General features: G+C 63.3%; 7 protein-coding genes. All 7 read right to left on the reverse strand.

Annotation, left to right across the window (positions count from 1 at the left end; all coding sequences use genetic code 11):
• Window positions 1-47: 47 nt before the first annotated feature.
• The gene (locus NKI05_RS19320) at window positions 48-485 is read right to left on the reverse strand and encodes a TA system VapC family ribonuclease toxin (RefSeq protein WP_352792926.1); all 438 of its coding nucleotides are present in this window, start codon (window positions 483-485) and stop codon (window positions 48-50) included.
• The gene (locus tag NKI05_RS19325; protein ID WP_023668191.1) at window positions 482-709 is read right to left on the reverse strand and encodes a hypothetical protein; all 228 of its coding nucleotides are present in this window, start codon (window positions 707-709) and stop codon (window positions 482-484) included. The genes NKI05_RS19320 and NKI05_RS19325 overlap by 4 nt, the downstream gene beginning before the upstream one ends.
• Before the next feature lie 137 nt (window positions 710-846).
• Entirely contained in the window at window positions 847-3,063 is a 2,217-nt protein-coding gene (locus tag NKI05_RS19330) for a dipeptide ABC transporter ATP-binding protein (RefSeq protein ID WP_023804942.1), read from the reverse strand.
• Window positions 3,064-3,105: 42 nt separating this feature from the next.
• The gene (locus NKI05_RS19335) at window positions 3,106-4,263 is read right to left on the reverse strand and encodes an ABC transporter permease (RefSeq protein ID WP_023690814.1); all 1,158 of its coding nucleotides are present in this window, start codon (window positions 4,261-4,263) and stop codon (window positions 3,106-3,108) included.
• A gap of 13 nt (window positions 4,264-4,276) precedes the next feature.
• On the reverse strand, window positions 4,277-5,311 hold the full coding sequence (locus tag NKI05_RS19340) for an ABC transporter permease (RefSeq protein ID WP_023687977.1): 1,035 nt from the start codon (window positions 5,309-5,311) through the stop codon (window positions 4,277-4,279).
• Window positions 5,312-5,533: 222 nt separating this feature from the next.
• Window positions 5,534-7,186, reverse strand: a complete 1,653-nt coding sequence (locus tag NKI05_RS19345; RefSeq protein WP_023668187.1) for an ABC transporter substrate-binding protein — start codon at window positions 7,184-7,186, stop codon at window positions 5,534-5,536.
• Window positions 7,187-7,437: 251 nt separating this feature from the next.
• On the reverse strand, window positions 7,438-13,485 hold the full coding sequence (locus tag NKI05_RS19350) for a translocation/assembly module TamB domain-containing protein (RefSeq protein ID WP_352792929.1): 6,048 nt from the start codon (window positions 13,483-13,485) through the stop codon (window positions 7,438-7,440).

Below are 13,485 nucleotides of genomic sequence, written 5' to 3' on the forward strand. Positions count from 1 at the left end.
GCGGTCTTGCAGCCACGCAGTTTGCGATCGAAGCAGAACTCAGCCATTCATTCGCTTGGGATCAGGTGGAGGATCGACCTCCCTCCCTTTACCGCTGCCGTCGACAGCTTTCGGTCAAACGTCGCCAATTGGCCGTCACGCGCCTTGGCGAGTACCAACAAATAGCTATCCGTTACCTGTGCCGGGGTGAGGATCCTGGCTGCATCGATGTCGTTGGAACCGACAAGGCTGATCTCGTCAGGCCAGAACTGATGTCCTGAAAGGGCATGCAGCTTGCCGACAATCTGCGCCACCACGGCGGGCGAACCCGGAGAATTGGGGTATTTCGGGTTGCTTACAATCCTGATGACGCCATTCTCGGTAATGGGACATGTTGCCCATGATAAATGCCCGGTGGATTGAAACCACCGATGGGCATCTTCATGCGCGACGTGAGCCGGATCGATCAACGCAATCAAGACATTGACGTCGAGCAGGAAGGTCACGGCAATTCGTCGCGAAGCGCATTGACCATTTCGAGATCGACCATCGGGCCGTCGGGCCGCGATGCAAGCAAGGGGATGCCGTTGCGTTCACCGCCGGTCGGTGGCCTGCGCAGTGAGCGGCGAGCCAGATCGGAAATGACATCGCCAACGCTGCGATCCTGCTGTCGCGCCATGGCCTTGGCCGCAAGTAGGACATCGTCATCGATTGCAAGTGTGGTTCTCACAATATCATCGCGCATCAAACATCACGCATCACATAAAGCAATGGACAGCAATATTCAAGCGAACGTAGCCTGTCGTTCCTTGAGCTATGGCGACGCTGCGGCAATGCGCCAACGAGCGGCATTGCCTCTATGGCTGGTCAGCTCGGCTTCTTGCCATGCGGGCGCTTCGGCGGTTCGCCGGCGAAACCGGGGCCGATCCCATCCGGTGCGTCTTCCGGCACGCCCTCATGCGCTGCGTGTTCCCTGTCGAACTTGATCACCGGCTCCATCGTCGCCAGCACATCGTCCGACAGCCAGCACAGGCTCATATGGCCATCGCCGAGATGCTTCACCGGCGGCACCTTGGTCTCGCACAGATTGTCCGGCACCAGCCTCTTGTAGCCGCAGCGCGTCTGGAACGGGCAGCCGCTCGGCGGGTTCATCGCCGACGGGATATCGCCTTCGAGCACGATGTGCCGTTTGACCACGCTGGTGTCGGCGATCGGGATCGCCGACAGAAGCGCCTCGGTGTAGGGGTGGTAGGGCGGCGCGAAGATCTGGTCGGTCGTACCCTGCTCGACGATGTAGCCGAGATACATGACGACGACCCGGTCGGCGATGTAGCGCACGACGGACAGATCGTGACTGATGAACAGCATCGTCGTCTTGTTCTTGCGCTGGATGTCCATCAGGAGCTCGGTCACCGCCGCCTGCACCGAGACGTCGAGTGCCGACACCGGCTCGTCGGCCACCACCACCTTGGCATCGCCGGCAAAGGCGCGCGCCACGCCGATGCGCTGCTTCTGGCCGCCTGAGAGCTGACGCGGCTTGCGCGTCTCGAAGGCCCGCGGCAGCTTCACCAGGTCGAGCAGCTCCAGCATGCGCTTGCGCCGCTCGGCGACATTGTTGCCGACTTTGAATTTTTCCAGCGTGCGGATGATCTGCGAGCCGACGGAGTGGCTGGGATTGAGCGTATCGAACGGGTTCTGGAACACCATCTGGATCGACGACACCGTTTCGACGCTGCGCTTCTCGATGCCGGTCGACTGGATCTCCTTGTTGCCCAGCGTCACTGTGCCGGCACTTGCCGTCTCCAGCCCCAGCAGGACCTTGGCCAGTGTCGACTTTCCACAGCCGGACTCGCCGACGATGGCGACGGTCTCGGATTCGCGCGCCATGAACGAGATCGTCTCATTGGCCTTGACGACGCGGCCTTCGCTGGAGCCGAACACTTCGCTGCCGCCGACCTTGTAGTATTTTCTCAAATCCTCGATCTTGAGCACCGGGGCGCCGGGCACGACCTTCTCATTGACCTTCTTGGCGCCGGGAGGCAGCGCTTCCCAGTCGATCTCGTTGAAGCGCACGCAGCGCGAGAAATGCCCTTCGTGACCGGCGACCTCGATCATCGGGATTTCGGCGGCGTTGCAGACGCCCTCGACGAAATGGTGGCAGCGCGGCCCGAAATTGCAGCCCTTGGGCCGCTCATGCGGCAGCGGCAACTGGCCGGGGATAGAGATCAGCGGCCGCGAATTCTTGTCGGCGCCCGGCAGCGGAATCGAGCGGAACAGCCCTTGCGTATAGGGGTGACGCATCCGGTCGAACACGTCCTTGATCTTGCCGGTCTCGACCGCTTCGCCCGAATACATCACCGTGATGCGGTCGCAGGTCTCGAGGATGAGGCCCAGATTGTGCGACACGAAGATCATCGACGTGCCGAACTTCTCGCCCAGCCCCTTGACCAGTTCGACGATGCCGGCCTCCACCGTCACGTCGAGCGCCGTCGTCGGTTCGTCGAGCAGAAGCAGCGCCGGCTTCGACAGCAGCGCCATGGCAATGACGATGCGCTGCTGCTGGCCGCCGGACAGCTGGTGCGGATAGGAACGCATCATGCGTTCGGGATCGGGCAATCTCACCGAGCGCACCATTTCGAGCGCCCTTTTGTAAGCCTCTTCCTTCGACACCTTGTCGTGGATCAGCGGCACTTCCATCAATTGCTGGCCGACCTTCATCGCCGGATTGAGGCTCGCCATCGGCTCCTGGTAGATCATGGCGATCTTGTTGCCGCGGATGGAGCGCAACTCCTCGTCGGACAGCTCGCCCATGTCCTTGCCCTGGAACTTGATCTTGCCGCCGACAATCTTTCCGATGTTGGAGAGGTCGCGCATGATGCCGAGCGACACGGTCGACTTGCCGCAGCCGGACTCGCCGACGATGCCCATGGCTTCGCCCGGCATCACCGTGCAGGAAAAGTCCATGACGGCGGGGATCTCGCCCTTGCGGGTGAAGAAGGAGATCGACAGGTTCTCGATCTCGATGATCGGCGCAGCGCTTGGCCCAAGGGTCGGCTTGCCGGGATTTCGAACTGCCTCATTCATGGGTCGCTCCAATCCTATTTTCATGCTCGCGGGACCCGCAGATCAGTCTTTCATCGATTGTTCGCGCAGCGAGTCGGCAAGCAGGTTCAAGCCCAGCACGAACGACATCAGCGCGATTGTCGGCGGCAGCGCCGGGTGGATGAACGAGCGCAGCAGGCGGCTGGCGTCCTTGATCGCGGTGCCCCAATCCGGGCTCTCCGGCGCCAGGCCCAGCCCGAAATAGCCGAGCGTGCCGAGCAGGATCGTGGTGTAGCCGATGCGCAGGCAGGCATCGACGATCAGCGGTCCGCGCGCATTGGGCAGGATCTCCCACAGCATGATGTACCAAGGCGATTCACCGCGCGTCTGCGCCGCCGCCACATAGTCGCGCGTCTTGATGTCCATCACCAGGCCGCGCACGATGCGGAACACGCCGGGGCTGGAGGCGAACACCACCGCCACGAAGATGTTGAGCTGGTTGGGATCGATGTGGATGATCTTGAACGGATCGGCGTCGAACACCAGGCCGGCATAGACCCAGCCGCCGATGATCAGCGTCAGCCCGAGCAATATATAGAGGCGGTCCGGCCGGTTCTTGTAGCGGGTCCAGAACAGCACCGAAAAGAAGATGATCGGGAACAGGAAGAACAGCCCGGCCATGGCGTAGGGGATCGGCGTATCCATGATGCCCGGCGTCACCAGCAGGTAAAACAGCAGGATCACCGGGAAGGCCAGCACCAGATTGGCTAGGAACGACAGCACGGTGTCGATCCGGCCGCCATAGTAACCGGCGGGCAGACCGAGCGTGATGCCGACCATCAGCGCGAAACCGGTCGCCGCCGGCGCGATGATCAGCACGATCTGGCTGCCATAGACCATGCGCGAAAAGACGTCGCGGGCGAGCTTGTCGCCGCCGAAATAGTAGATGAGTTTCGATACCGGCTCGAGCGCGCCCGGCAGCGCATCCTTCATGATCGGGACCTGGGCGAGCGGATCGAAGGGCGCGACGGTCGACGCGAAGATTGCCGTGAACAGCCAGAACAGGCAGATGCCGACACCGACTATGCCGACGCCGCTATCGAACAACTGGCCGTAGAGGCCGAGCCTTTTCTTGTAGGTGAAGCTCACCCCCATCACCAGGGCAAGCCCTAACCAGACCGGCCAGAAACGCCCAATCACGCCGAGCACGACATTGAAGGCACCGATATATTCGACCTGCATCTGCCCCAGCCCCCTATTGAACTCTGATACGCGGATTGAGGAACGCGTAGCCGACATCCGAGATGAGCTGCGTGATCAGCACGATGAACACCGACACCAGTGAACAGCCAAGCAGCAGATCGATGTCGTTGTTGCCGGCGGCCTCGACCAGCGTGTAGCCAAAGCCCTGGTAGCGGAACATCACCTCGACGATGACGACGCCGGTAAGCAGCCAAGGAAATTGCAGCATGATGACGGTGAAGGGCGCGATCAGCGCATTGCGCAGCGCGTGCTTGACGACGACGCTGCCGAAGGAAAGCCCCTTCAGCCGGGCGGTGCGGATATATTGCTGCGTCATCACCTCGACCATCGAGGCGCGCGTCATGCGGGCGATGTAGCCGATACCGTAGATCGCCAGCGTCATCACCGGCAGGGTGAAATTGTAGAAGGTGATGCCCTGGCTTGCCGAGGCGGCCGAACCGTTGAGCCAGCCGAGCCAGGAGGCGAAGATGACGGTGAAGATGACGCCCGACACATATTCGGGCGTCGCCGTCGACGCGATCGATGCGACGGACAGTGTTCGGTCCGTTCGCGAGCCCTCGCGCATGCCGGCCAGGATGCCGATCAGCAGCGAAATCGGCACCATCACCAACAGCACGCAGAGCATCAGGATACCGGTGGCGGCGAGTGCGGGGAATAGCTTTGACGCAACGGTGGTTTTGAACTTGGTCGAGCAGCCGAAATCACCTTCCAGGATGCCGGAGAATTTCGGCTCCAGCGGTTCGTTGCAGAAGGAGAAACGCTGCGTCGGCTTGCCGGTCGCCGGATCGGTCACCGGTTGCTTCGGGACGACGCCCAGCCATTGGCCGTAGCGCACGAAGAAGTTCTGCCGGTAGCCATGGTTGACCAGCCAGCTTTCGAGCTGTTCGGCCGATGTGTGCATTTCGGTCTGGCTGATCGCCAGCTTCTTCAAATTCGGCTCGAGGTTGATCAGGAAGAAGACGATCATCGTCAGGCACAGCATCGTCAATGCCATGGTGCCGAGACGCCGGATTACGAAAGAAAGCATGGCGGTCCCCTGCCGGTCTGGTTGGGGTTGGAGCCAGTTCGAAAAACCAGCTTTGCCGTTGCCGGCAGAGTTGGCCGTCAAATCGGCACTCGGATGCAATCAACCCAGTTTTATTGAACGGTCTTTCAGGAGAGTCCGCAACTTTTGCTGCGGCGGCTTCCGGTTCTGGGCCATGCGAGGCGTGACGGGAAGGAGCGAAGTGCCCCTTCCCTGACGTTCCGATCACGCCTGGTCGAGCCAGACCTTGCCGTAGTCGCGCTCGAAGGTCGGATGCATCTTGTAATTCTGCACCGCCTTGACCGAGTGGCTGTAGAGCTTGCGCCAGTATGGCTGGATCATGATGCCGGAATCCTGCAGGATCTGCTCGATGTCCTTCATCATCTCCTTGCGCTTGGCCGCATCGGCAACGGCCAATGCTGCATTGAGCTTGGCATCCCATTCGGGGTTGGAATAGGCCGACTCGTTCCACGCCTCGCCGGTGCGGTAGCCGATCGCCAGAACCTGGACGCCGAGCGGGCGCATGTTCCAGTTGGTCATCGACAGCGGATACTTGGTCCAGTCGTTCCAGAACGTCGAGCCCGGCAGCACCGTGCGCTTTACCTTGAGGCCGGCGTCGCGCATCTGCGCGGCGATGGCGTCGCCGGTATTCTTGTGCCAGTCTTCGTCGACCGTTATCAGCTCATGCTCGAAGTCGGCCTGGCCGGCTTCCGCCATCAGCGCCTTGGCCTTGGCCGGATCGCGAGCGACTTTGGGCAGCTCGTAATATTCCGGGTGGATTTGGCAGACATGGTGGTTTTCAGCCACCGTGCCGGCATTTCCGTAGCCAAGCTGCAGAACGACATTGTTGTCGACCGCCAGTTGCAGCGCGTTACGCACCTTCTGATCGCCGTAAGGCTTGTTGTTGATGTTGGTGCGGCACACGATGGTCGACGCGGTGACGATTTCGGACTTGACCAGGTCCAGTCCGTCGAGGATCGACACATAGTCGGCCGAGGTCTCGAAATTGGTATGGACTTCGCCGGCCTCGAAGGCACTGACCATGGCTGCCGGATCGGTGCCGTAGTCGACGAATTCGATGCCGTCGAGGAACACCTCGCCGTCCCACCACTTGTTATCCTCGCGGCGCTTGTAGACCACCTTCTGGCCGACATCGTAGGAGACGAGCTCGAACGGACCGGTACCGATCGGGCAGGCTTTGAAGTCGCCGCCCTTCTCGTCGAAGCTCTTGTGGACGATGAGACCGGGATAATCGCACATGTTCGGAATGAGCGCGATGTCGGCCTTGCCGAGCTTCAGCTTGACGGTGTGGTCGTCAACCTTGGTCACGGCGCTTTCGTCGAGTTTGTCGTCCTTGACCAGCGTGCCGAGACGGCCAGGCATCGAATTGCCCTCGGCCTTCTTGTCGGCCCAGCGCTTGAGATTGAAGATGACGTCATCGGCGGTGAAGGCATCGCCATTCGACCAGGTCACACCCTTGCGCACATGCAGCGTGTACTCGGTGGCGTCGTCGTTGACCTCCCAGCTCTCCAGAAGGTACGGCCGGAACGTGTATTCGCTGGTGTACTTGACCAGCGGCTCAAGCGCCTGGCGCTCGGCATTGGCGATTTCCGACCAGTCGGCCTTGCGCGGATCCTTGGGATCCTTGACCCATTGCGCGACTTTAAGGATGCCACCCTTCTTGCCCTGCACCTCTTCGGCCCTGGCTTGGGTCGGCACGGCTACGCCGAGCATGCCGTAGGCCATCGCAGTCGACGCGCCGAACACGCTCGCCATGGCGAGGAACTCGCGGCGATCGACTTTGCCTGCCTTGGCTTCTTCGGCCATGGCCAGGATGTGATCGGGAACGCGATCGCCATTACTCTTGTAATTTGTCATACCTTAACTCCCATTGTTGGCTTTCCGCCTTTTAACATTCCGCATCCCTGCCGTGATGTCAAAGACGGCATGGCTACGGAACCTGTTAGGGAATGTGCAACTTTGAAAAGGGAGCGGTTCGCGTGATAACGACAGACTTGGCGCAAAAGTGCTAGCGCGCCCAGATTCCGCCGGAATCTGCTTAGGCGAGTATTGATACATTTGGGCGGGTTGAGACAGCGCCAGTTCCGGCGGCGGTAAGGGCCAGGAACTCAATATTCCTTTTCGTAGAATATGCCGCCCTTGGCCTCGCCGCCATCATTGGCCTCGCCGCGCAGCTTGACGCCGCGTCCGACATTGAGGTCGATCGTCGCCTTGCCCGACCCTGGCCTGTCGCCTTTCTGGATCGTCACATAGGTGCGGTCATTGAGGTACTTGCCCGCCGACACGGCGGTGCCGCCCTGGTCATCGGTGGTCACATCCAGGTCGTCGACGCCGATTGCACTGCGCAGGTTTTCGAGCAGCGAGGTCGAGCCGCCGACGCCGGCCAGTTGGCCGGCGGCCTCGGCCAGCTGCGCGATCTGCAGCGGCGACAGGTTCGACATAGAGCGGCCGAAAATCAGCTGCGCCAGCACCTCGTCCTCGGGCAGCGCCGGCACCGATGAGAAGTCGAATTTCGGATTGGTCGCTTCGCCCGAGACGACGATGGTGACGGTGGCGCTGGTCGTGGTCGATGTCGCGGTCAAGTTGAGGTAGGGCACCAGCGAGCCCGAAAAGCCGACCGTGCCTTCGGTAAAGGTCAGCCGTTTGCCGAGAATCGACAGCCGCCCACGCTGCAAGGTGAAGGTGCCGACCGCCTGCGGCGAAGCCGCCGGGCCGGTCAGCCTCAGCGAACCGCCGAACTCGGCATCGACGCCCCTGCCCTGGATGAAGATCTGGTTCGGCGCATTGACCGTGACGTCGAGGACAAGCCCACTGCCGCCACCACCGCTGGCCGCCGCCGGTCGCAAGGCCTTGTCCTGCGCCCGCACGGAGGCGGGCGCGTTCTTGTGCTTGACACCGAGCGCTGCCAGCGAGCCCGGCAGCTTATCGGGAACGGTGATGACGGTCTTGGCCAGATTGACGGTGCCCGAAATCACCGGCGCCGAGGTGAGCGGCCCCTTGATGGTCAGGTCGCCGCCGAGATTGGCTGTCACCACCCTGCCGTCGGTATAGCGGCCGTCAACCAGCTTGATAGACAAATCGGCTGGGAAACCTTGCGCCGGATTGATGCCGAGGGTGCCGGAGGCCGACAGGCTGCCGCGTGTCGACAGCGTGCCGGTCAGCCGGTTGATCCGGGCAACGCCGTTGCCGATCGAAATGTCGGCGGCAATGTCGTTGACGGCAAGGCCGGAGCGCGCGTCGACCAGGCGGGCGCCCGACGTGCTGACCGTGCCGCCGATCACCGGCGACGCCGCCGGGCCGCGCATCTGGATATTGACGTTGGCGGTGCCGCTGAGCGACAGGCCTTGCGCCGCAAGCTTGGCGGCCAGGAAGGAAAATGGCACCTTGCCGTTGAAGTCGAGCACCAGCGCTGGTGTGCCGGCCGTCGTCACCGTACCGCCGCCCTTGAGGCCAAGCCCGGCGCCGTCGCTGATGTCGGCGTTGAAGGTGAGCTTCTTGCCGGCGAATGTTCCCGACGAAGAGATATTCATGCCGCCAAGACCGGCGCTGCGCGTCTGCGAGGTCTGCACCCCACCAGCATCGATATCGAAGGCGACAGTCGGATTGCCCGGCGCGCCGGTTACCTTGACTGTTCCCGAAATCGAACCGGCGGCCTGGAGGCCCGGCGAAAAACTGTTGGCGAGTGAGGCCGGCACCTTCGACAGCGCGGCGCTGATGTCGAGTGCCTGCCCGACCTTGCCGGTCACCGTCGCCGTGCCGCCACCGAGATTGAGCACCAGCTTGTCCAGCGTCGTGGTGCCGTTCGCGATGCTGACGGTCGAGGCCTGGGCGATGGCCGCCTTGATGCCCTGCACCGTGGCCTGGCCGGAAGCGAGTTCGATGGCGGTGGTGCCGCCAGCCACCTTTACCCTGCCCGCGGCCTTCGCCGGAATGCCCTTGACGGTGGCGCCGCCGGAAAACCCGGTCCAGTCGCCGTCGCGCTTCAAATCGACATCGATGCCGCTGATGGCGGTGCCGCCGGAAATGACGCTGTCGGCGCGGATTTTTCCCGAGATGACCGGCGCGGCGAGATAGTTGGCGACCAGCGCATCGATCGACACCGTCTTCGCCTGCAGGTCGCCGCGCGTGATCGAAGCGGTCGCAGCCTTGACGGCGACGTTCGGGCCATCCGCGGTCTTGGAGAATGCAATAGTGCCGCGCACATCGCCTTCGGCCTTTTCCAGCGCCAGCGCCGCCAGCGGTCCGATATCGGGCAGGTCGAGCGCGATGGTGCCGACCGGCACGAAAGCCTCGTCGAGCGCAAGGTCGCCGGAGATCTTGTTGTTGCCGAGCGACAAAAGCAGCTCGTTGATGGCGCTCTTGCCGTCGGCCGTCGCCAGCACCGCATTGCCTTGAAGCGCCTGCCCCGCGACATTGCCGGTCAGTTGCACATTGGCTGCCGGGTTCGCGGCATCGGCCTTGCCGGTCGCAATCAGCTTAAGTCCGGTGATTTCGCGTTCCGCCACCAGCAGGCGGTCGCTGTTGACCGTCAGCGACAGGTCCGGCGCCAGGCTGGGCCCCTGCGCGTTGAGTGCAAAGCTGATCGCGCCTTTGGCATCTTTCGACAACAGCGAGATGTCGGCCAGTGCACCCGTGATATCTGCGCTGAGCTTGTTGTCGGCGAGACTGGCCTGACCGTCCGCGGTCAGTGCGCCCGACGCCAGTCTGACCGGATTGGCGCTGACATTGCCATTGGCATCCCGCTTCAGCGTGGCGCTGAGCTGCGTGCGCTCTGCCAGCACGCCGCGCGCCGCAGCCGGCAATGCCGCGGACAGCACGTCGGCGTTCAGGTTGAGGTCGATTGCTCCATCGGCAAAGCCGACACGGCCATTGAAGGCACTGCCCAGCGCATCGGCCTGCACCGAGCCGCTGTCGATGGTAATCGCATCGGCCGCCAGGCTGCCCGCGACCTTGGCGGTGACTTTGCCGGCGATCAGCGGCGCGATGGTCGGATTGTCCAGACCGATCTTGTCCGCCGTCACCGTGCCCGAGATCGGACCGGTGCGGCTTCTCACATCGAACGCGTCGGAATGCAGCGCCAGCGAGATGCCCTCGACCTTGGTGAAATTCGTCGCCACCGACGGCAACACCGCCGAGATATCGAGCTTGGCTTGCGCAGCCTGCCCCGCCGCCTTCACAGACAGCGCCTGCAGTTCGAGCTTGATCGGGCCTTCCACGCTGCCGAACGCCAGCGGCAGGCTCGGACCGGAAGAGGTCAGGTCGAGCGCGAAATCGCTGGCGCCGTTCGGGTTGAGGGTGCCGGCCGCCTTGCCGGAGATTTTCTCACCCGAAAGCGTCGCCTGGTCGAGCACGACGCCGCCGGCCGCGGAATAGCTGCCGGCCGCATCGACATCGAGCGGCCCGAGCCCGGCCTGACGGGTCTGGCTGGTCTCGGCGCCGGCCAGCTTTGCATCGAAGTGGATGTCGGGATTTGCCGACGGCCCGGTGATTTGCGCCGTGCCGTCGAGCGTGCCCCCGGCATCGAGGCCGGGTGAAAAGCCATTGGCAAGCGCAGCCGGCAGCGCCGAGAAGGTCGCCGCCAGATCGAGCGTCTGGCCCGCCGTGCCCGACAGCGTCACCGAGCCGCCGCCGAGATCGACTACCAGCCTTTGAATGTTGGTTATGCCATCGGCAATGGTCAGGCTCGACGGCTCGGCGATCGCCACCTTGATGCCGCGCACCGTCGCCTCGCCGGACGCGATCTCGACGCTGGTCGCGCCGCCGGCAATCTTCGCCCGCCCGGCAGCTGTCGCCGGAATGCCTGATATGGTTGCGCCGCCGGTGAAATTCGTCCAGTCGCCGTCACGCTTGAGGTCGACGCCGATGCCACTGACGACGGTCGTTCCCGAGGTCACGCTGTCGGCCTTGATCGTGCCGGAGATCGCAGGGCTGTTGAGATAGTTGGCGATCAGTGCGCTGACGGTGACTGCCTTGGCTGCCACATCACCGCGCGCGATCGACACGCTGGCTGCATTGATGGTGACGGTGGGCGCCTCGCCGTCTTTGGAGAACACCACGGTGCCGCCGATATCGCCGGCCACCGTCTGCCCGGCCAGCGACGCCAGCGGCGCGATGTCGGGGGCGGAGATCGTCAGCGTCCCCAGCGGCAGGAATTTTTCATCGAGCGCGAGGTCGCCCGACACCTTGTTGTCGCCCAGCGCTACGCTGAGCCCCTTGATGGAGCGCTTGCCGTCGCTCGTCACCAGCGCCGCCTTGATGGCGAGCGGCTGTTCGTCGACCGCGCCGGTCAGCGAGATATCTGCGGCCGGGCTCACAATGTCGGCCTTGCCCGATGCGGTCAGCTTGATGTCCTTGACCGTGCGGCCGGAGGCCGTCAGGCTGGCACTGTCGGCCGAAACCGAGAAATCCGGTGCGTTGCGCGCGCCGCTTGCCGTCAGCGCGAAATCGACCCCGCCGGCGACCGGCACCCCGACCAGCGAAGACAGCACCGAGACGTCGCCGAGCTTGCCCTTGATGTCGGCCTGGATATCGCTGCCTTGCGCGCTGGCGGTGCCGCTGGCGCTCAGCGAACCGGAAGTGAGTTCGATCGAGTTGGCGGCGAAAGAGCCCTGCGGATCGCGCGTCGCGGTCGCCGAGAATTTGACCCGTTCGCCAAGCAGCGAACTGATCTGCGGCGGCAGCGCCGTCGACACAGCATCGGCATTCATCTTGAGCGTCATGGCGAGATCGGCCAGCGTCACCTTGGCCGTCAGCCCGGCATTGAGAGCATCGCTGCGCAGCGTGCCTTCGTCGAGCGAAATCTCGTCCCTGCTGATCGAACCGGCAAGAGAGGCCGTCAGCTTGCCGGTGATCAGCGGCGCCAGCGTCGCCACGTCGGTCTTCAGCCCGGCGGCCGCCAGACTTATACTGACCGGGCCGCTGCGGCTCTCGATGTCGAAACCGTCGGAATGGATCTTCGCATCCAGATTGTTCACCTGAGAGCCGCCGGCAACCACCGAGACCAGTGAAGCGCTGGCGTCAATCATCGGCGCCTTGCCGTCACCGAAGGCGCGCGCGGTCACATTGTTGATGGCCACCATGATCGGCTGCGCCTGGGTACCGACATTGACCGTGACCGGCTTGGCTTTGGCCACGAGTTCGACCGAAAGGTCGCTGGCGCCCTTGGGGTCGACCATGCCGGCAGCGGTCCCATGAACTGCGTCGCTCTCGATCGCAGCGCGCTCGATGTCGACGCCGCCGGCCGCGGTCGCGGTGCCGGCTAGGTCGAAGCTGGTCTTGCCGGCAAACAGCGACTTGAACCGTTCCGGCAGGAAGCCTTCGAACGAACCGTCGCCCTTGGCCTCGATCCGGTTGCCCTTGTCGGTCAGCTGGTGCCGGCCGGTGAGCTGGGTAACGATCTGACCGTCGACCATAAAGGTGCCGATGCCGCTCCAGTTGGCCAGCGGCCCGGTGCCCGAGACGACGATGTTGACCGGCGGCGCACCGGGTAGCTTGAGCAGGTTGGCGATGATGCCGCCGGCCGGCTCGGAAGCCTTGAGATCGAGGTCGAGCTTGTTTTCATCCGGCGCGAAGTGGATGTTGGCGTCGACATTGCCTTGCTTGCCGTCATGGCGGGTAACGTTGAGCACCGTCTGGATCGCCAGCGGCGACGCATCGACCTTGGCCGATCCCTTGGCCGCAAGTTCGGCAATGCCGCTGCCGGCAAGTTGCTGGCCGAGCGCGATCTCCGGCAAATCGATCGCTTTGATATCAAGCGAAACCGGCAGGCCACCCGACCCGCTCTGGCTCGGCTCGGTGCTCGCCACAGGCAGCCGTGCCAGTTCTATCCGTTCGGCCGCTATGCGGTCGGCGCTGAAATTCTTCGACAGCAGAGCCAGCGGCGACCAGTCGACGGCCACCCTGCGGGCCACCAGCCAGGCGCCCTCGCGGTCTTCCAGCACGACATGGTCGACCGTCAGCGCGCCGGACCAGATACCGTTAATGCCGCTGACCGTGACTTTGCTGTCCCTTGACGAGGCCATGTCAGAGATGATGCCGGCGAGATTTTCGCGGCCGCGCTCGGTCTTGGTCAGCACGACCAGCGCGCCGATGCCCGCCGCCGCCACGATCAGCAGCGTGTAGAAAAACAGGCGAAGGATGCGTTTCAAAATCTTCAT

The organism is Mesorhizobium sp. M0771 (assembly GCF_040320155.1).
Lineage (GTDB): Bacteria > Pseudomonadota > Alphaproteobacteria > Rhizobiales > Rhizobiaceae > Mesorhizobium.

Coding starts and splice junctions, on each gene's coding strand:
- NKI05_RS19330 (WP_023804942.1), bottom strand. CDS start 3,063: ATGAATGAGGCAGTTCGAAATCCCGGCAAGCCGACCCTTGGGCCAAGC.
- NKI05_RS19335 (WP_023690814.1), bottom strand. CDS start 4,263: ATGCAGGTCGAATATATCGGTGCCTTCAATGTCGTGCTCGGCGTGATT.
- NKI05_RS19345 (WP_023668187.1), bottom strand. CDS start 7,186: ATGACAAATTACAAGAGTAATGGCGATCGCGTTCCCGATCACATCCTG.
- NKI05_RS19350 (WP_352792929.1), bottom strand. CDS start 13,485: ATGAAGATTTTGAAACGCATCCTTCGCCTGTTTTTCTACACGCTGCTG.
- NKI05_RS19340 (WP_023687977.1), bottom strand. CDS start 5,311: ATGCTTTCTTTCGTAATCCGGCGTCTCGGCACCATGGCATTGACGATG.